We start from the raw sequence: 21,429 nt of genomic DNA, 5'->3' as shown, positions 1-21,429 counted from the left end.
CGTCCCCTGGTCCAGGGGGGGCAACGGCTGGCCCGCCAGACCCGGTCCGGGTGGGCGCTGCTGCGCCAGCGGGCCACGCAGTCCCCACGCCTGCTGGCCCTGGGGGAATGGCTGCAACCACATGTGCAGCGCATGCGCCGCTGGCGCTGGCAATGGCTGGTGGTGCTGCCCGCGCTGGCACTGGGCTATGCCCTGCTGCTGGTGCCCTTCACCCCCAGCATCAGTGACATCCGCAAGGCCAAGCTGGAGCAGCCCGCCCAGGTGCTGACGGCCGACGGCAAGGAGATGGCGCTGTTCAAGCGCAGCAACCGCCAGTGGGTGGGCCTGGACGAGATTGCCCCGTCCGTGGTCCAGGCCCTGATCGCCACCGAGGACCACCGCTTCTACGAACACCACGGTATGGACCTGTGGCGCACGGCGGCGTCGGTCTGGCACTCGCTGCGCGGCGATCTGCAGGGCGGCTCCACGCTGACGCAGCAGCTGGCGCGCAACCTGTACCCCGAGGAGATCGGGCGCTCTGCCAGCGTGAACCGCAAGCTCAAGGAGGCCATCACGGCCTTCAAGATCGAGGCGCTCTACAGCAAGCCAGAGATTCTGGAGACCTACCTCAACACCGTGCCCTTCCTGTACAACGCCTGGGGCATCGAGATGGCGGCGCGCACCTACTTCGACAAGCCCGCGGCCAAGCTGTCGGTGCTGGAGGCGGCCACCCTGGTCGGCATGCTCAAGGGCACCAGCTACTACAACCCGGTGCGCAACCCCGAGCGCGCCGTGGCGCGGCGCAACACGGTGCTGGCGCAGATGGTCAAGCGCGAGGTGCTGACCGCGGCCGAGTTCGAACGTCTGAAGGTGCGCCCGCTGCGCCTGGACTTCGAACGCCAGGAAATGCCTTCGGGCATGGCCCCGCACTTTGCGCAGCAGGTGCGCAAGTGGCTGATCGACTGGGCCGACAGCCATGGCTACAACATCTATGCCGACGGGCTGGTGGTGCACACCACGCTGGATGCCCGCATGCAGGCCTGGGCCACCCAGGCGGTGCGCAACCACACGCGCACGCTGCAAGGCATTGCCAACACCAACTGGAGCAAGCGCGACGGCTGGAACCCCGACAACCCGCTGGTGCACAGCCTGGTGCGCGAGACCACGGCCTATGCCGCCCTGCGGGAAAAAGGCCGCAGCAGCCAGGAGGCCCTGCAGGAGCTGCTGGGCGACAAGGCCTTCCTGCAGCAATTGCGCCAGGACAAGCTGCGCCTGGAAGCCGGCTTTCTGGCCATGGACCCCGGCACGGCCGCCGTGCGCGCCTGGGTCGGCAGCCGTGACTTTGCCCAGGATGCGTTCGACCACGTGCAGCAGGCACGCCGCCAGCCCGGGTCCACGTTCAAGCCCTTTGTCTATGGCGCCGCACTGCAGTCGGGCGTGCCGGCCGATGCGCAGCGCGTGGACCAGGCCGTGGAAATCACGTTGGCCGGGGACGAGGTGTGGCGCCCCAGCGATGCCAGCCCGCCCAGCGGGCGCAGCATGACGCTGGCCGATGCGCTGGCCTATTCCAAGAACACCATCACCGCCCAGCTGGTGCAGGAAGTCGGTCCGGCCAAGGTGGCGCGCCTGGCGCGCAACCTGGGGGTGCGCAGCAGCCCGCTGGAGGCCGTGCCGGCCCTGGCCCTGGGGGCCAGCCCGGTGTCGCTGCTGGAAATGGTCAACGCCTATGGCAGCCTGGCGCGCGGCGGTCAGTATCGCGCGCCCCTGCTGGTCACACGCATCGAGGACCGCCAGGGCAAGGTGCTGGCCGAGTTTGCCCCGCATCCGGCCGAGCAGGTCTGGGACGAGGAGGAGAACTACGCCCTGGTTGACATGCTGCGCGGGGTGGTGGACAAAGGCACGGGGCGTGACATCCGCCGCCGCTGGGGCATCAAGGACGACGTGGCCGGCAAGACCGGCACCACGCAGAACAACGCCGATGGCTGGTTCATCCTGATGCACCCCGAGCTGGTGGTGGGCGCCTGGGCCGGGTTCAACGACGGGCGCATCACCTTGCGCAGCGACCACTGGGGCCAGGGGGCCCGCAGCGCCCTGCCCATGGTGGGGGATTTCACTGCCCAGGCCTTGCGCAGCAAGCTGGTGGACCGCCATGCGCGCTTCACGCCGCCTGAGTCGTCGCACTGGTGGGCCTCGCTGGCCGATGGCGTGCGCCGCCAGATGCAGGCCTGGTGGGGTGAGGAGCGCCAGCCATCGGCGCCGGTCCCGGGCCATACACCGCCGCCGGTGGCCGTGCCGGCCCCGGTGACGCCCGCGCCCGACAGCGACGTGATCGAGGAGTCCACACCGCCCCTGCCGGCTTCGCAGCTGCCGCCTTCCGATGCGCTGGATACCTGGATGGAGCAGTGGGCGCCACCGCCCGGCACGGCGCCGGACTGGGAGCAAACACCCCCGGCCGTGCTGGGGCGTCCGGTCGAAGCCCCCTGAACCCTGGGGGTGGGCGCAGCGCCCGGGGCGGGCTTGCGCTATCGTCCTGGGCATGACGATGAGCTTCTGGCAACTGGGATGGCGCACGCTGTGGCGCGATGCGCGTGCGGGCGAGTTGCGCCTGCTGTGGGTGGCGGTCACGCTGGCGGTGGCGGCGCTGACCTCGGTCGCATTCTTCGCCAACCGGCTGGAAGCCGGCTTGCAGCGCGATGCGCGCCAGCTGCTGGGCGGCGATGTGGTGATCGCCAGCGACGACGGGCAGCTGCAGCGCTTTGTCGACCAGGCCCAGGCCCTGGGGCTGCGCCATGTCACGACCCTGGTCTTTCCCACCATGGGCCGAGCCACCGAGGCGCGCGGCGGCATGGCCAAGCTGGTGGCGCTGAAGGCGGTGGACCAGGGCTACCCCTTGCGGGGCCGTCTGCAGGTGGCCGATGCCGCGGGCGCTGCAGACCGGGTGACTGCTGAGATTCCCGCCCCCGGCCAGGCCTGGGTGGATGCGGCCCTGCTGTCGGCGCTGGAGCTGCAGGTGGGAGACACCCTGCTGCTGGGCGATGCCAGCCTGCGCATCGCCCAGGTGATCACGGCCGAGCCCGACCGTGGCGGCGGCTTCATGAGCTTTGCGCCGCGCGTCATGATCCATGCCCAGGACCTGGCGGCCACCGCCCTGGTGCAACCCGCCAGCCGTATCACCTGGCGCCTGGCCGTGGCCGGCGAGGACGCCCAGACCGTGGCGCGCTACGCGGCCTGGGCCCAGGCCCAGATCGGCAAGGGGCGGCGGGCAGGGCTGCGCCTGGAGTCGCTGGACAGCGGCAGCCCCGAAATGCGCCGCACGCTGGAGCGGGGCGAGAAGTTCCTGAGCCTGGTGGCCCTGCTGGCGGCGCTGCTGTCGGCCGTGGCCGTGGCCCTGGCGGCACGGGCCTTTGCCCAGGGGCACCTCGATGTGGCGGCCATGCTGCGCGTGCTGGGCCTGCCCCAGCGCCGGATTGCCGCCGCGTATGCGCTGGAGTTCGCCGTGGTCGGCCTGCTGGCCAGCCTGCTGGGCGTGGCCCTGGGCTGGGGCGTGCACCACGCGTTTGTCTGGCTGCTGGCGGGCCTGGTGGCCGATGGCCTGCCGCCGCCCAATCTGTGGCCCGTGGGTTTTGGCGTAGGCATGGGCATGACCTTGCTGCTGGCCTTTGGCCTGCCGCCCGTGCTGCAGCTGGCCCAGGTGCCGCCGCTGCGCGTGCTGCGCCGCGATGTGGGGGCCATCAAGCCCCTCTCGGCTGGGGTGCTGGGTGTGGGCGTGCTGGGCTTTGGCGCGCTGCTGATGGTGGTCAGCCGCGACCCCAGGCTGGGCGGGATCGCCGTGGGCGGCTTTGCGGCGGCCGCGCTGCTGTTTGCCGCACTGGCCTGGGTGGCTGTCTGGCTGTTGCGGCGCCTGGTGCGCGAGAACGCCGCGCCACGCTGGCTGATCCTGGCCACGCGCCAGCTGGCGGCGCGGCCGGGCTATGCCGTGGTCCAGGTCAGCAGCCTGGCCGTGGGCCTGCTGGCCCTGGTGCTGCTGGTGCTGCTGGTGCTGCTGCGCACCGACCTGGTCAGCAGCTGGCGCCAGGCCACGCCGGCGCATGCCCCCAACCGCTTTGTGATCAACATCATGCCGGACCAGGCCCAGGCCTTCCGCAGCCACCTGGAGCAGGCCGGGGTGCAGGGCTACGACTGGTTCCCCATGATCCGGGGGCGGCTGGTGGAGGTCAACGGCCAGGCCGTCCGCCCCGAGAACTACACCGACGACCGGGCCCAGCGCATGCTGGACCGGGAGTTCAACCTCTCCAACGCCCTGGCCATGCCCGACAAGAACACCGTCACCGCCGGCCAGTGGGTGGCGGGCGAGGCCGATGGCGCCAGCGTGGAGGACGGCATTGCCCAGACCCTGGGCCTGCATCTGGGCGACACCCTGGTGTTCGACATCGGCGGCGTGCGCCACAGCGCCCGCCTGACCAGCCTGCGCAAGGTGGACTGGGGCAGCATGCGCGCCAACTTCTTCATCATGTTCCCCGTGGCCAGCGTGCCCGATGTGCCCACCACCTACATGGCGGCCTACCGCGCGCCGGCGCAGGCGGGCTTTGACAATGCCTTGCTGCGCCAGTTTCCCAACATCACCAACGTGGACCTGGACAGCACCATTGCCCAGGTGCAGCGCGTGCTGGACCAGGTGATCCGCGCGGTGGAGTTTTTGTTTGCCTTCACGCTGGCGGCCGGGCTGGTGGTGCTGTTTGCCGCCGTCACTGCCACGCGCGAGGAACGCGCGCGGGAGTACGCCATCATGCGGGCCCTGGGCGCGCAAAGCCGCCTGCTGCGCCAGGTGCAGCGGGCCGAGCTGGCGGGCGTGGGCCTGCTGGCGGGCTTCCTGGCCAGCTGCGTCGCCATGCTGGTGGGCTGGGCGCTGGCGCGCTGGGTGTTCGAATTTGCCTGGACAGCCGTCTGGTGGGTGCCGCTGGCCGGGGCACTGGCCGGTGCCACGCTGGCCCTGGGGGCCGGTTGGTGGGGCCTGCGCGAAGTGCTGCAGCGCCCGGTGATGCACAGCCTGCGTGCCGCCGCAGAGTGAGGGCATGCAAAATACATAGCGTTTGGCGCATGTGGATAGACCGCTGCAGGGTGCTTGGCGTTCGAAAGCGTGGATGGGCGAGCGCCGGCAGCTCTCATCTTTGAAGAGGCGGGTGCGCCGCCGCCGTGCAGCGGCCCCGCCGTTCTGGCTGACGTGCGGATGCGCTGCGCGCTGACCCGGGGGGCGGACGCCGCTTGGCAATCATGGCTGCATGACTGCACTCACACACACCCAACTCCAGACGTTTCGCCATCTCCTGCAGCAGCGTGAACAGCAGTTGCGGCAGGAGCTGGCGGCCGCGCACCAGGAACAGGAACAGCAGGCCGAGGACGCCGAGGACATGCCGCCGGAGCCCGACGCCAACCAGACCCACGAGACGGCCGACCGCGAGGTGCGCTATGCCGAAGCCGTGCGCGACCAGCAGGAACTGCAGGACGTGCGCGCTGCCTTGCAGCGGCTGGACGATGGCAGCTACGGCGAATGCGTAGTCTGCGGCAAGGCGATCGCCGTGCCCCGCCTGCAGGCCTTCCCCTCGGCCAAACGCTGCATCCAGTGCCAGACCAAGCTGGAGGCCAAAGCATAGGGCTGCAGCCGCTGGCGTGCCACCGTGGCGGTGCGGGCCTGTACGGTAGCCCAGGCCCCCTGCCAGCCGGGCGCCGGCGCCGGGGCAGGGCCGAGACTTAACCCCTGGTCCACCCCGGCGCGGTACAGCTGGCACACTGCCAGGCATGGATGCCTGCCCTGCAGGCTGGTTTGTATTTCTGGGTCCGTGCCATGCAGATAGAAGAAAAGCCCCCGTACGACACACCGTTTGAATGGATTGGCGGGGAAGCCCCCGTGCGCCGCCTGGTGGATCGTTTCTACGACCTGATGGACCTGGAGCCCGGCTACGCCGAGCTGCGCGCCTCGCACGGCAGCACGCTGGAGGATGCGCGCCAGAAGCTGTTCTGGTTCCTGTGCGGCTGGCTGGGCGGCCCCGACCACTATGTGGAGCGTTTTGGTCACCCGCGCCTGCGCATGCGCCACATGCCGTTCGCCATCGGCATCCTGGAGCGCGACCAGTGGGTAGCGTGCATGGACCAGGCCATGCAGGAGACCGAGGTGCCCGAGGCCCTGCGCGTGCGGCTTAAGAGCAGCTTCATGCAGACGGCCGACTGGATGCGCAACAAGGGCGTGTGAGCCGGTCCTTGGCGGCCTGCGGGTGTGCCAGGGCGGTACCACGGGCGCCCGGCCACGGCCTGGTGCGGCCCGCGCGCTTCACCGGCGACCAGCTCCGCATCCGCTCACCCAGGGCATGTGCTGGCGCCGCCGCGGGCCTGCAGCGGTGCCGCAGACGCAATCCAGGTGCGGGCCCACCGCTCCACTAAGATAGCCGGCACCAACCAACCGTGAGAGGAAGCTGCCAATGACGACACTGTGGGGCTTGCTGGCCATCGTGGCCGTGCTGGCGCTGTGGGGCATCGCGGTCTACAACCGCCTGCGCCAGCTGCGCAACCGTGTGGACAACGCCTGGTCGCAGATCGACGTCCAGCTCAAGCGGCGCTACGACCTGATTCCCAACCTGGTGGAGGTGGCGCGGGGCTACCTGCAGCACGAAGCCTCCACCCTGGAAGCCGTGGCGCGCGCACGCAGCCAGGCGGTGGCGGCCAGCGATGCCGTGCGCCATCGTGCGCGAGACGGCCAGGCCCTGGCCGCCCTGTCGGCGGCCGAACAGGTGCTGGGAGGCAACCTGGGGCGGCTGATGGCGGTGATGGAGGCCTACCCCGCACTCAAGGCCGACGCCCAGATGCAGCGCCTGGCCGAAGAAATCGCTAGCACCGAGAACCGCATTGGCTTCGCCCGCCAGGCCTACAACGACCAGGTCATGGAATTCAATGACCGGGCCAGCCAGTTTCCGGACCTGCTCTGGGCCCGCCTGCTGGGCTTCATGCACCTGGATATGCTGCAGTCCACGGCCAATGCGCAGGAGCGCGCCACGCCCCAGGTGCGGTTCTGAGCCCCGGCGGCCCCATGCGTTTCTGGGACTGGCAAACCGATGCCCGGCGCACCACGCGCTGGCTGGTGCTGCTGTTCGGCCTGTGCGTGCTGGCCGCGCTGGCGGCCGTGCATGGTGGCCTGGCGCTGGCCTGGCGGCTGCTGTTTGCGCACCTGGACTATCCCAAGGGCTTTGTGGCCGTGAATGTGGGGGTGACCCTGTTTCTCATCCTCGGCGGCTGGTGGCTGACGCACGAACAGCTCAGTGCCGGGGGGCGCCAGCTGGCGCAGCGCATCGGGGCGCGTGAGGCCCGGCCGGGCAGCACCCCGGCCGAGCAGCAGCTGTGCAACATCGTGCAGGAACTGTGCGTGGCCGCGCAGATGCTGCCGCCCCAGGTGGTGGTGCTGGCGCGTGCCGATGCCATCAATGCCTTTGCGGCCGGCTGGGAGCCGGACGATGCCGTGATCGCTGTCACGCAGGGGGCGCTGGACTACCTGACGCGCGATGAAATGCAGGGACTGGTGGCGCACGAACTCTCGCACCTCAAGGAGGGCGACACCCGGCTGAACATGCAGCTGGCCGGCATGGTCAGCGGGCTGGAGCTGGTCTACCACTTTGGCGAAACCCTGCGTGAGCGCGGCGGCCTGGCCTGGTGGTTTGGCAATGCGGTCATGGCGGCGGGTTTTGTGGGCTGGTGCAGCGGGCGCCTGCTGAAGGCTGCGGTTGCGCGCCAGCGCGAATTGCTGGCCGATGCCCGTGCCGTGCAATGGACGCGCAGCCGCGATGCCCTGGGCGGCGTGCTGCGCAAGGTGATGACGCAGCGCCAGGAGGCCGCGCGCCACCGCGGCGGCTGGCGGGCCGACCACCGCAGCCACAGCGGGTTGCACCATCCGCTGGTGCAGCACATGCTGCTGGCCGAGACCCCCGACAGCAGCCGGCTGGAGCACTGGCTGGACGCCCATCCGCCCCTGGAGCTGCGGGTGGCCCGCATCTACGGCCGGCCGATGCGGCCCCTGCCGTTGCAGGCCACGCCGGTGGTGCGCGAGGCCGATGGTTTTTGACAAGGTTGATGATGCACACAGACACCCCCACGGCTTCCTGGCAATTGTTGCGAACCATGCCGGCCCTGGCGCACCTGGACGTCGAGCGCCTGCGCTGGCTGGCCGACCGCGTGCAGTGGCGCGTGTTGGCCGCTGGAGAGCCTGTGCCTTGCCCATTCAGCGACACGCGCATCCACCTGCTGCTGTCCGGCCAGGTGCAAGTGTGCTGCGCGAATGTGCAGGGCCGGGAATTGCTGCTGGGCGAGCTGCTGCCCGGGCAAATGTTCGGCAATGCGCTGTCCTGCAAGGCCATGCCCCAAGGCGTGCGCATGGAGGCCACCCAGCCGACGCTGCTGGCGGTGATGGAGGGGCAGATCGTGCAGGAATGGCTGTACCACGACAGCGCCATGGTGCTGGGCATCTTGCAGAACGTCACCGACCTGCTGTGGCAGCTGGTGGCCCGTGTGGTCGAGATGGGGACGCTGAATGTCCGCAGTCGCCTGCACATGCGCCTGCTGGCCCTGGCGCAGCGCCAGGGTGTGGAGGGCAACCAGGTGCTGCTGTCCCCCAGCCCCACCCAGGCCAGCTTGGCGGCCTACCTGGGCACCACCCGGGAAGAGGTGGCCCGCGAGATGTCGCGCCTGATGCGCCTGGGGCTGCTGCAGCGCCAGGGACGCAGCATTTTCCTCAGCAATCTGGATGGCTTGCTGGCGCTGGTGGAGGCGCAGTAGGCAGGGTGGTGCGCGCAGGCGCAATTACATCTGTAACGTGAGAAAACGCACAGACGCAAAACCGTCTCTATAAGAAACTTCGACGCCATGGAGTCCAGACGACGTTGTCTGCTGACTCGGTGGCAGTCAAGGAGTTTCAAATGCGTTACCACCGTATCTTTTCATGTGCTGCGCTGGCACTGGGCCTGGTCTCAGTCGCCCACGCAGAAGGCAGCACCACCTCTTCAACGCGCGGCACGGCACCGGAGTTGACCCGTGCCCAGGTGTTGGAGGATCTGCAGCAGTGGCATGCCGCGGGCATGAGCTTCATGCCCCATCCTTCGGGCTACAGCGACAGCGCGCTGCGCCCGGAGTACCAGCGCTACCTGCAAATGCGACAAAGCAAGACCGAGAAGTCCGAGACCCTGGCTGCCACGACCGAGCAGCCACAGCGTTGAAGACCGATCTGCACTTGCAGACGCACCGCCCACTGGGCGGGCCCTTGTGCCAGTCTTCTGAAGTTCAGGATGCACAGCCGATGGCTGCTGGATGAGCGGGTCGGCACAGGGATGGAGAGAGGGGGCCAGCACCGTGGTGCGAGCCCCCTTTTTTCTTGCCAGGCCCGCAGGGCTCAGAGCGACAGCTGGGCGCGGCGGATCACATCGCCAAAGCGCTTGCTCTCGTCCAGCATGAACTGCTTGAACTCGGCCTCGGTCGGGAAGTAACTCTCGTAGCCGAAGGTCTGGTACTTGGGCTGGATGTCCGGGTCGTGCAGCACCTTGGTCACGTCCTGGCGCAGCTTGGCGACCACCTCGGCCGGCGTTTTGGGCGAAACGGCCAGGGCATTCCAGCCGGTCACGATGGCATCGGCAGGGCCTCCCGATTCGGCAATCGTGGGCACGTCTTCGTAGCCCTTGAGGCGGTGCGGGGCCATCACGGCCAGGAAGCGCAGCTTGCCGGAGCGGGCCAGCGGACCGGCCGTGCCCGAGGACCCCAGGGCAAAGGCCAGTTCGCCATTGGCCACGCTGGTGTAGAGCTGGCTGGTCTCCTTGAAGATGATGTGTTCCATCTTGGTGCCGGTCAGCGATTCCAGCAGGGCCGAGCCCAGGTGCACCGGGTTGCCCACGGACCACGAGCCATAGTTCAGCTGGCCGGGGCGGGCTTTGGCCGCGGCAATCAGGTCGCCCACGGTCTTGTACGGGCTGTCGTTGGCCACGCAGACGAAGAAGAAGGTGCGGAACAGCGGCAGCACGACGTTGAAGTCCTGGGCCACGTCATACGGCAGCTTCTTGAACAGCGAAGGGTAGGCCGCGATGTGCACGTTGTCCAGCTGGATGATGTCCGTGCCATCGGTGGCACCGCGCTTGAAGGCGTCGATGGCGATGAAGCCGTTGCCACCGGGGCGGTTTTCCACCACCACGGGCTGGTTCCAGAGGCGGCCCAGCTTCTCCGACAGGATGCGCGAGGTGCCGTCCGGACCGCCGCCGACGGGGAAGGGGTTGATGATGCGCACCGACTTGGTCGGCCATTGGGGCTGGGCGCGCAGGCCGCCCACGGCGCCCAAAGCCAGCGCGCCCAGGGCCATGCCGGCGCGGCGGCGTGTCAGTGTGAAATCCGATGTGCTCATGTTGTCTCCTGAAAGCCAAGGGCCCGAGGCTGTGGCCAGCCTTCTTGTGGGGTGGATGGGGCCAGATGGGCGACTGCCATGCGTTGCGGGTATGGCTGCTGACCCGATTTAGATCAAATCCAAGCGGATTGTCTCAGGATGCATGATTCTTTCCAGGGGTGACACCCGCTAACAGCTATATCGGATTAGCATAGCTTGCTAGTACATTCCCTTAATCATGAACCTGCAGCAGATTGAAACATTTGTACATGTCGCCGAGACCGGCAGCTTCAGCAAGGCCGCACTGTTGCTGGACATTGCGCAGCCGGCGCTGAGCCGCCAAGTGCGTGCCCTGGAGATCGAGCTGCGGGAAACCCTGCTGATCCGCACAGGGCGCGGCGTGGCCTTGACCGATGCCGGCCGGCGGCTGCTGGAGCATGGGCACGCCATCATGCAGCGCGTGGCTCTGGCCAAGGAAGACCTGGGCAGCCACCGCGACGAGCCCGTGGGCCGTATCGTCGTCGGCCTGCCACCCAGCCTGGCGCGGCGGTTGACGTTGCCGCTGATCGACACCTTCAGCAAGGAGATGCCCAAGGCGCGCCTGGCCGTGGTGGAGGGTTTTTCCGTGAACATCGCCGAGTGGCTGACCTCCGGGCGCATGGATCTGGGTCTGGTCTACACGCCGGAGCCCAACCCCAACATCGAGGTGGTGCCGGTGCTGCAGGAGCCGCTGTGCTTGATTGGCCCGGCCCGCGCCTTGCCGGGTCGCCGGCAGGTGGCGTTCAGTGAGCTGTCGGACTTTCCGCTGATCATGCCGCAGCGCGGCCAGATCTTCCGCAAGCTGATGGAGGCCCAGGCCACGCTGTCGCAGGTCAAGCTGAACGTGGTCTGGGAAGTCTCCAGCGTGCCTGCCATCCTGGACCTGGTGCGCAGCGGCTACGGCTATGCGGCCCTGACGGCCAGCGCCGTGAACCATGCCACGGACGATGCCGGCCTGGCCGTGCTGCCGGTGGTGGAGCCGCAGATCGTCAGCACCCTGTGCCTGGCGCAGTCCTCCAAGAAGCAGGCCACGCCCCTGATCAAGCGCACGGCGGAAGTGCTGCGCCAGCTCAGCCAGCAGGTGATTTAAAAATCAGAGCATGGGGCGCAGGTCCCGTGCGGCTTCCTGCAGTAAAGGCAGCAGATCCCGCAGCATGGCCTCTGCCGGCATGCGCTGCGGGGCACACACCACGTTCAGCGCCGCCAGCGTGTGCCCCAGCGGGTTGCGCAGGGGCACGGCGATGGCGTGCACGCCCAACTCGTGCTCCTCACGGGCCAGGCAGTAATCCTGCTGGCGTACGCCATACAGCAGCGACAGCAGGTGCTGGGCCGAGGTCACGGTGTGCGCCGTCAGGCGCGGCAAGGGGTGCTGGCGCAGCCACTGCTCCAGCGCCTCGTCGTCCAGGCTGGCCAGCAGCACGCGGCCGGTGGAGGTGGCGTGCGCCGGCAGGCGGCTGCCCAGGTGCAGGCCGTGGGCCAGGCGGCGCTCGGGCTGTTCGCTGGTGGCGCTGCGTGCCACGATGATCACCTCGGGCCCGTCCAGCACGACGACGGAGCACGACAGCCCGGTCTGCACCGCCAGGCGCGTCAGCGTGGGCTGCACGGTGCGTGGCAGGCGGGCCGAGGCCAGGTAGCTGCCCGACAGACGCAGCACCTTGGGCGCCAGCCAGAAATACTGGCCATCGCTTTCCAGGTAGCCCAGGTGGGCCAGCGTCAGCAGGTGGCGCCGCGCCGCCGCCCGGGTGATACCGGCGCGCTGGGCCGCCAGGGTGGCGTTCAGGCGCTGGCGCTCGGTGTCGAAGCTTTCCAGCACGGCCAGGCCTTTGGCCAGTCCGGCGATGTAATCCGCGTGGGCGATGTCGGGCATGGGGGGGTGAGCGTGATCTTCTGCGCGATGATCGCGCATTTTGCACGATGATCGCACAAAGCAGCGGGCGGCTGCATGGTGTTTGATGTGCCGCAAAACTAGGCTCGGGGCTTCGTATTGCAAAAACACACGGAGACACCCCATGCGCACCCAGGTTGCCATCATCGGTGCAGGCCCCGCCGGCCTGCTACTCGGCCAGTTGCTCTACAAGGCCGGCATCGACAACATCATCCTCGAGCAGCGCAGCGCCGATTACGTGCTGGGCCGCATCCGTGCTGGGGTGTTGGAACAGGTCAGCGTGGACCTGCTGGAGGCCGCGGGGGCGGCCGAACGCATGCACGCCGAAGGTCTGCCCCACGACGGCATCGAGCTGCTGTTCGGTGGCCAGCGCCACCGCATCGACCTGCACGAACTGACCGGCGGCAAGCGCGTCATGGTCTATGGCCAGACCGAGGTGACGCGCGACCTGATGGCCGCACGCGCCGCCGCCGGCCTGACCACGGTGTACGAGGCGGCCAACGTGCAGCCGCTGGACTTTGACGGCGACCAGCCCTGCGTCACTTATGAGCACGATGGCGTGCCGCACACGCTGCAGTGCGACTTCATCGCCGGCTGTGATGGCTTCCATGGCGTGTGCCGTGCCAGCGTGCCCCCGGACCAGATCCGGACCTTCGAGAAGGTCTACCCCTTTGGCTGGCTGGGCCTGCTGTCGGACACGCCCCCGGTCTCCGACGAGCTGATCTACGCCCACACCGAGCGCGGCTTTGCCCTGTGCAGCCAGCGCAGCCTGACGCGCAGCCGCTACTACCTGCAGGTACCGCTGACCGAGAAGATCGAGGACTGGAGCGACGAGCGCTTCTGGGACGAGCTGAAGCTGCGCCTGGACCCCGAGGCCCGCGCCCAGTTGGTGACCGGTCCGTCGCTGGAAAAAAGCATGGCCCCGCTGCGCAGCTTTGTGACCGAGCCCATGCGCTTTGGCCGCATGTTCCTGGCCGGCGATGCGGCCCACATCGTGCCGCCCACCGGGGCCAAGGGGTTGAACCTGGCCGCCTCGGACGTGGGCTACCTGCACCAAGCGATGACGGAGTATTACCAGCAGGGCTCACACGAGGGCGTCGAGCGCTATTCTGAGCGCTGCCTGCGCCGCATCTGGAATGCCGAGCGCTTCTCGTGGTGGATGACTTCGCTGATGCACAACTTCCCCGAAGGCGGTGGTTTTGACGCCAAGGTGCAGGCGGCCGAGCTGGGCTACATCGTGCGTTCGCGCGCCGCAGCCACGGCCCTGGCCGAGAACTACGTGGGCTTGGCGCTGTAAATCGGGGAGAGGGTGGTCGCGTCCTATGCTTTCAGGGCATAGCTGCTAGCGGTGCCCCTGGCTAGCCGCAGGGCACGCACCTCTTCACAATGGATGAAAAGCCATGCGCCATGGCCTTGCATGAAAAGCCTGCGCCATGGCCTTGCGGCCATGTCGAGAAGCAGCAGGCACCATCGATCGGAGACATTGGCATGCACACCGCAATCACAGGCATTTCTTCCATGGCCACGCGCCGGGTGCTGGCCGAGCTGGCGCAGGCCTGGCAGGCGCGCGGGGGCGCGGCCCTGGCCCTGGAATCGGTGGGCGGCGTGGATGCCGCCCGGCGCGTGCAGGCCGGCGAAGCCTTTGACGCCGTGTTCCTGGCCTCGGACGCGATTGACCAGCTGATCGCCAGCGGCCATGCCGTGGCCGGCAGCAAGGTGGACCTGGTGCTGTCCCGCACGGCCGTGGCCGTGCTGGCGGGCACCGAGCCGCCCGACATCGGTACCGAAGCCGCGCTGCGCGATGCCGTGCTGGCCGCGCCCAGCATCGGCTATTCCACCGGCCCCAGCGGCGTGGCGCTGCAAAAACTGTTTCAAGCCTGGGGCGTGGCCGAGCAGCTGCAGCCACGCCTGGTCCAGGCCCGCCCCGGCGTGCCCGTGGGCCAGTTGGTGGCCGATGGCGAGGTGGCCCTGGGCTTCCAGCAACTGAGCGAGCTGATCCACGTGCCCGGCATCACCATCGTGGGGCCGCTGCCGGACGCCGTGGCCATCGACACCATCTTTTCCGGCGCCGTGGTGGCGGGTTCTGCCCAGGCGCAGGCCGTGCAGCAGTTGCTGGCCTTCATGGCCTCCGAGGCTGCCGCGGCGGCCAAGCACCAGCAGGGCATGGCGCCGGCCGCCGTCCCCGCCACCCTCTAGAACCGCCGAGGGCGCCGCGTGCGCCCGGCCGCCTGCCTGCGAGGGCGGGCACAGGCCTTCGGCAAGCCAGCACCACCTATAACACCAGAGACAAGCTAGGTTTTCCCATGCGACAAGTTCCCCAGGCCCCAGGCGCTGCTGCGCTGACCGCCGATGTGCAGACCGTGCTCAACGAGCACCCGTTCTCCCGCTTCCAATGGGCGATCTTTGCCCTGTGCTTTGTCATCGTGCTGCTGGACGGCTTCGACACGGCCGCCATCGGCTACATCGCGCCGTCGCTGCTGACCGAGTGGGGCCTGAGCAAGCCCGACCTGGCGCCCGTGCTCAGCGCGGCACTGTTTGGCCTGGCCGGCGGTGCCGTGTGCTCCGGCCCGCTGGCCGACCGCTTTGGCCGCAAGGCGGTGCTGGTGGGGTCGGTGCTGGTGTTTGCTGTGGGCTGCCTGGCATCGGGCTATGCGCACGATCTGCAGACCCTGACCGCGCTGCGCTTTGTCACCGGCCTGGGGCTGGGGGCGGCCATGCCGAACGCGGTGACGCTGATGAGCGAGTACTGCCCCGACGCGCGCCGCGCCATGCTGACCAATGCCATGTTCTGCGGCTTTCCACTGGGCGCGGCCCTGGGTGGATTCCTGGCGGCCTGGATGATCCCGCATTTCGGCTGGCGCAGCGTGTTGCACCTGGGCGGCGTCGTGCCCTTGCTGGTCGTGGTGCTGCTGGTGCTGGTGCTGCCGGAGTCGGTGCGCTACATGGTGACCCGGGGCTATGCGGCAGACCGCATCCGCAAGCCGCTGGCGCGCATAGCCGGCGATGCTGTGCTGCAGGTGCAGCAGTTCGTGATGACGGAGCGCAAGGCGGCCGTGGCCGGCAAGAGCGGCATGGGCGTAGTCCTGTCCAAGCCTTACCGCCTGGGCTCGTTCATGCTGTGGCTGGCGTACTTCATGGGCCTGGTCATCTTCTACGCGCTGATGAACTGGATGCCGGTGCTGTTCAAGGAAGGCGGGCTGGAGCCGCAGACGGCCACCCTGGTGGCGGCCCTGTTCCCGCTGGGCGGCGTCGGGGCGGTGTTCTTTGGCTGGCTGATGGATCGCTTCAACGCCAATCGCATCATTGCCGTGGGCTATGCGCTGACGGCGGCTTCCATCTGGTGGATCGGCCAGGAGGCGGGCAGCCTGGGCTGGCTGGTGGTGGCGGTGTTTGTGGCAGGCACCCTGATGAACACGGCCCAGTCGTCCATGCCCGCGCTGGCCGCGGCCTTCTATCCCACCAGTGGCCGTGCCACCGGGGTGGCGTGGATGCTGGGGATTGGCCGCTTCGGCGGCATTGCCGGGTCCTTCCTGGTGGCCGAGCTGACGGCGCGCCACCTGGGCTTCAGCCAGATCTTCACCGTGGTGGCCATTCCAGGCCTGATTGCGACGGCCGCCCTGGTCATCAAGCAAGCCACCAGCCCCAAGGACGGGCACTGAGGGCAGGCCGCCCCGGCCTGCCACCACCCCGACTGGGTTCTTCCACTTTTTTGCGAGGACTTCCCCCATGATCATCGACGTACACGGCCACTACACCACCGCCCCGGCCGCCCTGGGCGCCTGGCGCGATCTGCAGATCGCCGGCCTGAAAGACCCGGCCCTGACCCCCCAGGCCAGCGACCTGCGCATCAGCGACGACGACATCCGCGAGACCATCGAGACCAACCAGCTGCGCCTGATGAAAGAGCGTGGCTCGGACCTGACTATCTTCAGCCCGCGCGCCAGCTTCATGGCCCACCACATTGGTGACTTCCAGACCTCCAGCACCTGGGCCGCCATCTGCAACGAGCTGTGCTATCGCGTCAGCCAGCTGTTCCCCGACCACTTCATTCCCGCGGCCATGCTGCCGCAGTCGCCCGGCGTGGACCCTGCCACCTGCATCCCTGAGCTGGTCAAGTGCGTGGAGCAGTACGGCAACGTGGGCATCAACCTGAACCCCGATCCTTCGGGCGGCCACTGGACGTCGCCCCCGCTGTCCGACCCCAGCTGGTACCCCATCTACGAAAAGATGGTGGAGTACGACATACCCGCGATGATCCACGTCTCCACCAGCTGCAACAGCTGCTTTCACACCACGGGCAGCCACTACCTGAATGCCGACACCACGGCCTTCATGCAGTGCCTGACGTCGGACCTGTTCAAGCACTTCCCGACGCTGAAGTTCCTGATCCCCCATGGCGGCGGCGCCGTGCCCTACCACTGGGGGCGTTTCCGCGGTCTGGCGCAGGAGATGAAGAAGCCGCTGCTGGAAGAGCACCTGCTGAACAACATCTTCTTCGACACCTGCGTCTACCACCAGCCGGGCATCAACCTGCTGACCGAGGTGATCCCCACCCAGAACATCCTGTTCGCCAGCGAAATGATCGGCGCCGTGCGCGGCATCGATCCGCAGACCGGCCACTACTACGACGACACCAAGCGCTACATCGAGGCCACGCAGAACCTGACGGCCGAGGAAAAGCACATGGTCTACGAAGGCAACGCCCGCCGCGTGTTCACGCGCCTGGATGCGGCGCTGAAGGCCCAGGGCAAATAAGACGACATAAAAACCAGAGCTGCTGGCGCACATCAATCAAGGGTTTTCAATAGAAAACACCTTGAAAACCAGCAAAGACGAGCGCCAGCTGCTCACCTTTTGAAAAGACAAGGAAAGACCATGTACGAACTTGGCGTGGTGTACCGCAACATCCAACGGGCCGACCGCACCGCGGCCGACGGCCTGGGCGCCCTGGGCTCGGCCACCGTGCACGAGGCCATGGGCCGCGTCGGCCTGCTGCAACCCTATGTGCGACCCATCTACCCCGGGGCCCAGGTCTCGGGCACGGCCGTCACCGTGCTGCTGCAGCCCGGCGACAACTGGATGATGCATGTGGTGGCCGAGCAGATTCAGCCCGGCGACATCGTGCTGGCCGCCGTGACCAGCCCCTGCACCGACGGCTACTTTGGCGACCTGCTGGCCACCAGCTTCCAGGCCCGCGGTGCCCGCGCCCTGGTCATCGACGCTGGCGTGCGCGACGTCAAGACGCTGCAGGCCATGGACTTCCCGGTGTGGAGCAAGGCGATCTCGTCCAAGGGCTGCATCAAGGCCACGCTGGGCGCGGTCAACGTGCCCGTGGTCTGCGCCGGCCAGCTCGTCACCCCGGGGGATGTCATCGTGGCCGATGACGACGGCGTGGTCTGCGTGCCCGCCGCCCGCGCCACCCAGGTGCTGGCCGCCGCGCAAAAGCGCGAAAGCTTCGAAGGCGAGAAGCGCGCCAAGCTGGCCAACGGCGTGCTGGGCCTGGACATGTACCAGATGCGCGAGCCGCTGGCAGCCGCCGGCCTCAAGTACATCGACTGAACGGAGGCCCGCGATGAGCACACCCACCACCGGTGACTTCACCAAGACCCCCGGCTGGCTCGACTGGTACAGGGGCCCCAGCCGGCCGCGCTTCCAGCTGCCCGCCGGCGCGGTCGATGCCCACTGCCACGTCTTCGGGCCGGGGGCGGAATTCCCCTACGCCCCCGAGCGCAAGTACACCCCCTGCGACGCCAGCAAGCAGCAGTTGTTCGCGCTGCGCGACCACCTGGGCTTTGCGCGCAACGTCATCGTGCAGGCCACCTGCCACGGCGCCGACAACCGCGCTATGGTCGATGCCTGCCTGGCCAGCGGTGGCCGGGCGCGCGGCGTGGCCACGGTGCGCCGCTCCATCACCGACGACGAGCTGCATCAGCTGCACGCCGCCGGTGTGCGCGGCGTGCGCTTCAACTTCGTCAAGCGCCTGGTGGACTTCACGCCCAAGGACGAGCTGATGGAGATTGCCGGGCGCATCGCCCAGCTGGGCTGGCACGTGGTCATCTATTTCGAGGCCGTGGACCTGCCCGAGCTGTGGGACTTCTTCACCCGCCTGCCCACCACCGTGGTCGTGGACCACATGGGCCGCCCCGACGTGCGCCAGGGCGTGGACAGCGCAGAATTCGCCCTGTTCCTGAAGTTCATGCGCGAGCACCCGAACGTCTGGAGCAAGGTCAGCTGCCCCGAGCGCCTGTCCGTCACCGGCCCCCAGGCCCTTCATGGTGAGCAGGCCGCCTACCGCGACGTGGTGCCGTTCGCCCGCCGCGTGGTCGAGGAATTCCCCGACCGCGTGCTGTGGGGCACCGACTGGCCGCACCCGAATCTGAAGGACCACATGCCCGATGACGGCCTGCTGGTGGACTTCATCCCGCACATCGCGCCGACCGCCGAGCTGCAGCGCAAGCTGCTGGTGGACAACCCGATGCGCCTGTATTGGCCGCAAGAGGCGTAGCCCCCGGTGGGCGTCCGCAGCACCTGCCGACCAGGGCAGGGCCAGCGCCCACGCAGTGAATGACAGCCGCCGTCCATGCCCGCAGGTGCGGGCACCGGACGCAACCAGGAGAACACCATGGCACTGGACAAACCCTACCTCGACGTACCGGGCACCACCATTTTCGATGCCGAGCAAAGCCGCAAGGGCTATTGGCTCAACCAGTTCTGCATGAGCCTGATGCAGGCCGAGAACCGCACCCGTTTCAAGGCCGACGAGGACGCCTACCTGGCCACCTGGCCTATGACGGCCGAGCAGAAGGCGGCCGTGCGCGCGCGCGACCTGAACTGGATGATGCGCACCGGCGGCAACATCTACTTCCTGTCCAAGCTGGGTGCCACCGATGGGCTGAGCTTCCAGCAGATGGCGGGCTCCATGACCGGAATGACCGAAGAGGCCTACCGCGCCATGATGCTGGCCGGTGGCCGCAGCCCCGAGGGCAACCGCGTGCTGGGCGAGGGCGGCAACGCCCAGGGCCCCATGTCCATGTCCTCGGCCTGGAAGGAATGGGAAGCGGCGCAGGGCCAACTGGCGCTGGCCGATGCGGTGCAGAACGCCCACGCCCAGGCGGCGCAGGGCCAGGCGCGCATCACCGCCTCGGTCTTCACCTCGCACGTGCCGGCGATTGGCGCGGCCATCGACCACGGCAAGACCGGCGACGACTACTGGAAGCCGCTGTTCCAGGGCTACGAGTACTCCAAGCAGTGGATGCAGGACCACCTGCCGGACGTGATCTTTCTGGTCTACAACGACCACGCCACCTCGTTCGACCTGGGCGTGATCCCCACCTTCGCCATCGGCACGGCGGCCGAGTTCGAGCCCGCCGACGAAGGCTATGGCCCGCGCCCCGTGCCCAAGGTGCAGGGCCACCCCGACCTGGCCGCGCACATCGCGCAGTCGGTCATCCAGCAGGACTTCGACCTGACCCTGGTGAACACGCTGAAGGTGGACCACGGCCTGACCGTGCCCCTGTCGCTGATGTTCGGCCAGCCCGAGCACTGGCCCTGCCAGGTCATCCCCTTCCACGTCAACGTGGTGCAATACCCGGTGCCCTCGGGCCAGCGCTGCTTCCAGCTGGGCCAGGCCATCCGCCGCGCGGTGGAAAGCTATGACCGCCCGCTGAAGGTGCAGATCTGGGGCACGGGCGGCATGAGCCACCAGTTGCAGGGTCCACGCGCCGGCCTGATCAATGCCGAGTGGGACAACCGCTTCCTGGATCGCCTGATCGCCGATCCCGCCGACCTGGCCACCATGCCGCACATCGACTACGTGCGCGAGGCCGGCAGCGAAGGCATCGAGCTGGTGATGTGGCTGATCGCCCGGGGTGCCATGGCCGATGTGGCCGGCGGCCCCGCGCCCAAGCTGGCGCACCGTTTCTTCCACGTGCCGGCTTCAAACACGGCCGTGGGCCATCTGATTTTGGAGAACCGCAATGACTAAGACGATCAAAGTGGCGCTGGCCGGCGCCGGTGCCTTCGGCATCAAGCACCTGGATGGGATCCGCAAGATCGACGGCGTGGAAGTCGTCTCGCTGGTGGGCCGCCGCCTGGAGCCCACGCAGGAAGTGGCCGCCCAGTACGGCATCGGCCACGTGACCACCGACCTGGCCGAAGCCCTGGCACTGCCCGAGGTGGACGCCGTCATCCTGTGCACGCCCACGCAGATGCACGCTGCCCAGGCCATCCAGTGCATGCAGGCCGGCAAGCACGTGCAGGTGGAAATCCCCCTGGCCGACAGCTGGGTCGAAGCCCAAGCCGTGCTGGACGTGCAGCAGCAGACCGGCAAGGTGGCCATGGTGGGCCACACCCGCCGCTTCAACCCCAGCCACCAGTGGGTGCACAAGAAGATCGAAGCCGGTGCGTTCCACATCCAGCAGATGGATGTGCAGACCTACTTCTTCCGCCGCACCAACATGAACGCCCTGGGTCAGGCCCGCAGCTGGACCGACCACCTGCTGTGGCACCACGCGGCGCACACCGTGGACCTGTTCGCATACCAGGCGGGCAGCCCCATCGTCAAGGCCAACGCCGTGCAAGGCCCGATCCACAAGGACCTGGGCATTGCCATGGACATGAGCATCCAGCTCAAGGCTGCCAACGGCGCCATCTGCACGCTGAGCCTGTCGTTCAACAACGATGGCCCGCTGGGTACGTTCTTCCGCTACATCGGCGACACCGGCACCTACATCGCACGCTACGACGACCTGGTCAACGGCAAGGAAGAGAAGATCGACGTGTCCCAGGTCGATGTGTCCATGAACGGTATCGAGCTGCAGGACCGCGAATTCTTCGCCGCCATCCGCGAAGGGCGCGAACCCAATTCCAGCGTGCAACAGGTCCTGCCGTGCTACCGCGTGCTGCACGAGCTGGAGCAGCAACTGAACGCCGATTGATCGGTTGGGTTTTAGGCGTGAAATAGGCTGCTGGCCCATGTGAGTATGGGCTGGCAGCTATGGAATGAAGAGTGTGCCGGGGTGCGACAACGGCACATTTCGCACAGCCCCCGGCGCGCAGGCGCAGTGCGCGGGGGCTGGCACTTTCGTGGCGGCAGCCGCTCAAAAGCAGGCCTGCTGGATGTGCGCGG

At 68.1% G+C, this 21,429-nt stretch carries 19 protein-coding genes and 1 pseudogene; 18 read left to right on the top strand and 2 right to left on the bottom strand.

Features of this window, described 5'->3' with window-relative positions:
* The first annotated feature begins 60 nt into the window (after nt 1-60).
* The 8 genes from CA2_RS10885 to CA2_RS17560 all read left to right on the top strand — a co-directional run bounded on the left by CA2_RS10885 (nt 61) and on the right by CA2_RS17560 (nt 9,230).
* The gene (locus CA2_RS10885; RefSeq protein WP_439708933.1) at nt 61-2,463 is read left to right on the top strand and encodes a penicillin-binding protein 1A; all 2,403 of its coding nucleotides are present in this window, start codon (nt 61-63) and stop codon (nt 2,461-2,463) included.
* Nucleotides 2,464-2,515: 52 nt separating this feature from the next.
* The gene (locus tag CA2_RS10880) at nt 2,516-5,047 is read left to right on the top strand and encodes an ABC transporter permease (RefSeq protein WP_042416696.1); all 2,532 of its coding nucleotides are present in this window, start codon (nt 2,516-2,518) and stop codon (nt 5,045-5,047) included.
* A 211-nt stretch (nt 5,048-5,258) separates the two neighbouring features.
* Complete coding sequence (locus CA2_RS10875) at nt 5,259-5,630, top strand: TraR/DksA family transcriptional regulator (protein WP_042416694.1); 372 nt, start codon at nt 5,259-5,261, stop codon at nt 5,628-5,630.
* A 191-nt stretch (nt 5,631-5,821) separates the two neighbouring features.
* A complete protein-coding gene (locus CA2_RS10870; RefSeq protein WP_042416821.1) occupies nt 5,822-6,226 on the top strand; it encodes a group II truncated hemoglobin in 405 nt (134 codons plus the stop codon).
* A gap of 226 nt (nt 6,227-6,452) precedes the next feature.
* Nucleotides 6,453-7,043: a LemA family protein gene (locus tag CA2_RS10865; protein WP_081888963.1), complete on the top strand. Its 591-nt coding sequence runs from the start codon at nt 6,453-6,455 to the stop codon at nt 7,041-7,043.
* Nucleotides 7,044-7,057: 14 nt separating this feature from the next.
* The gene (locus CA2_RS10860) at nt 7,058-8,083 is read left to right on the top strand and encodes a M48 family metalloprotease (protein WP_042416687.1); all 1,026 of its coding nucleotides are present in this window, start codon (nt 7,058-7,060) and stop codon (nt 8,081-8,083) included.
* Between the two features lie 11 nt (nt 8,084-8,094).
* Entirely contained in the window at nt 8,095-8,793 is a 699-nt protein-coding gene (locus CA2_RS10855; protein ID WP_169741470.1) for a Crp/Fnr family transcriptional regulator, read from the top strand.
* Nucleotides 8,794-8,933: 140 nt separating this feature from the next.
* A complete protein-coding gene (locus CA2_RS17560) occupies nt 8,934-9,230 on the top strand; it encodes a DUF4148 domain-containing protein (protein WP_042416677.1) in 297 nt (98 codons plus the stop codon).
* 173 nt (nt 9,231-9,403) lie between these two features.
* Here CA2_RS17560 and CA2_RS10845 read toward each other — a convergent pair whose 3' ends face one another.
* Complete coding sequence (locus CA2_RS10845; RefSeq protein WP_042416676.1) at nt 9,404-10,399, bottom strand: Bug family tripartite tricarboxylate transporter substrate binding protein; 996 nt, start codon at nt 10,397-10,399, stop codon at nt 9,404-9,406.
* 217 nt (nt 10,400-10,616) lie between these two features.
* Between CA2_RS10845 and CA2_RS10840 the strand changes: the two genes are divergently transcribed.
* Nucleotides 10,617-11,507, top strand: a complete 891-nt coding sequence (locus CA2_RS10840; protein WP_042416673.1) for a LysR family transcriptional regulator — start codon at nt 10,617-10,619, stop codon at nt 11,505-11,507.
* A 3-nt stretch (nt 11,508-11,510) separates the two neighbouring features.
* Here the strand turns inward: CA2_RS10840 and CA2_RS10835 are convergent, their stop codons facing one another.
* Nucleotides 11,511-12,284: an IclR family transcriptional regulator domain-containing protein gene (locus CA2_RS10835; RefSeq protein WP_154164303.1), complete on the bottom strand. Its 774-nt coding sequence runs from the start codon at nt 12,282-12,284 to the stop codon at nt 11,511-11,513.
* 142 nt (nt 12,285-12,426) lie between these two features.
* Here CA2_RS10835 and pobA point away from each other — a divergent pair, with 142 nt between their 5' ends.
* The 9 genes and pseudogenes from pobA to CA2_RS10795 all read left to right on the top strand — a co-directional run bounded on the left by pobA (nt 12,427) and on the right by CA2_RS10795 (nt 21,238).
* Nucleotides 12,427-13,599 carry a 4-hydroxybenzoate 3-monooxygenase gene (gene pobA, locus CA2_RS10830; RefSeq protein ID WP_042416667.1) on the top strand — a complete coding sequence of 391 codons (1,173 nt, stop codon included), beginning with the start codon at nt 12,427-12,429 and terminating at the stop codon, nt 13,597-13,599.
* A gap of 191 nt (nt 13,600-13,790) precedes the next feature.
* Complete coding sequence (locus CA2_RS10825; protein WP_042416818.1) at nt 13,791-14,498, top strand: substrate-binding domain-containing protein; 708 nt, start codon at nt 13,791-13,793, stop codon at nt 14,496-14,498.
* Between the two features lie 107 nt (nt 14,499-14,605).
* Nucleotides 14,606-15,961: an MFS transporter gene (locus CA2_RS10820; protein WP_042416665.1), complete on the top strand. Its 1,356-nt coding sequence runs from the start codon at nt 14,606-14,608 to the stop codon at nt 15,959-15,961.
* A gap of 67 nt (nt 15,962-16,028) precedes the next feature.
* Nucleotides 16,029-17,057, top strand: a complete 1,029-nt coding sequence (locus CA2_RS10815) for an amidohydrolase family protein (RefSeq protein WP_042416660.1) — start codon at nt 16,029-16,031, stop codon at nt 17,055-17,057.
* 120 nt (nt 17,058-17,177) lie between these two features.
* A complete protein-coding gene (gene ligK, locus CA2_RS10810; protein WP_042416657.1) occupies nt 17,178-17,861 on the top strand; it encodes a 4-carboxy-4-hydroxy-2-oxoadipate aldolase/oxaloacetate decarboxylase in 684 nt (227 codons plus the stop codon).
* Between the two features lie 13 nt (nt 17,862-17,874).
* Nucleotides 17,875-18,807, top strand: coding sequence for an amidohydrolase family protein (locus CA2_RS10805; RefSeq protein ID WP_042416655.1), 933 nt, complete (start codon nt 17,875-17,877; stop codon nt 18,805-18,807).
* A 75-nt stretch (nt 18,808-18,882) separates the two neighbouring features.
* Nucleotides 18,883-19,293, top strand: a pseudogene (ligA, locus tag CA2_RS18590) (protocatechuate 4,5-dioxygenase subunit alpha); the annotation flags it as partial.
* 99 nt (nt 19,294-19,392) lie between these two features.
* Complete coding sequence (locus CA2_RS10800) at nt 19,393-20,286, top strand: class III extradiol dioxygenase subunit beta (protein ID WP_042416815.1); 894 nt, start codon at nt 19,393-19,395, stop codon at nt 20,284-20,286.
* The gene (locus tag CA2_RS10795; protein WP_042416653.1) at nt 20,279-21,238 is read left to right on the top strand and encodes a Gfo/Idh/MocA family oxidoreductase; all 960 of its coding nucleotides are present in this window, start codon (nt 20,279-20,281) and stop codon (nt 21,236-21,238) included. Before CA2_RS10800 ends, CA2_RS10795 begins: the two co-directional genes overlap by 8 nt.
* The last annotated feature ends 191 nt before the right edge of the window (nt 21,239-21,429 follow it).

This window comes from Comamonas aquatica NBRC 14918 (assembly GCF_000739875.1).
Lineage (GTDB): Bacteria > Pseudomonadota > Gammaproteobacteria > Burkholderiales > Burkholderiaceae_C > Comamonas > Comamonas aquatica.
This window is presented reverse-complemented; position numbering and strand designations above follow the sequence as displayed.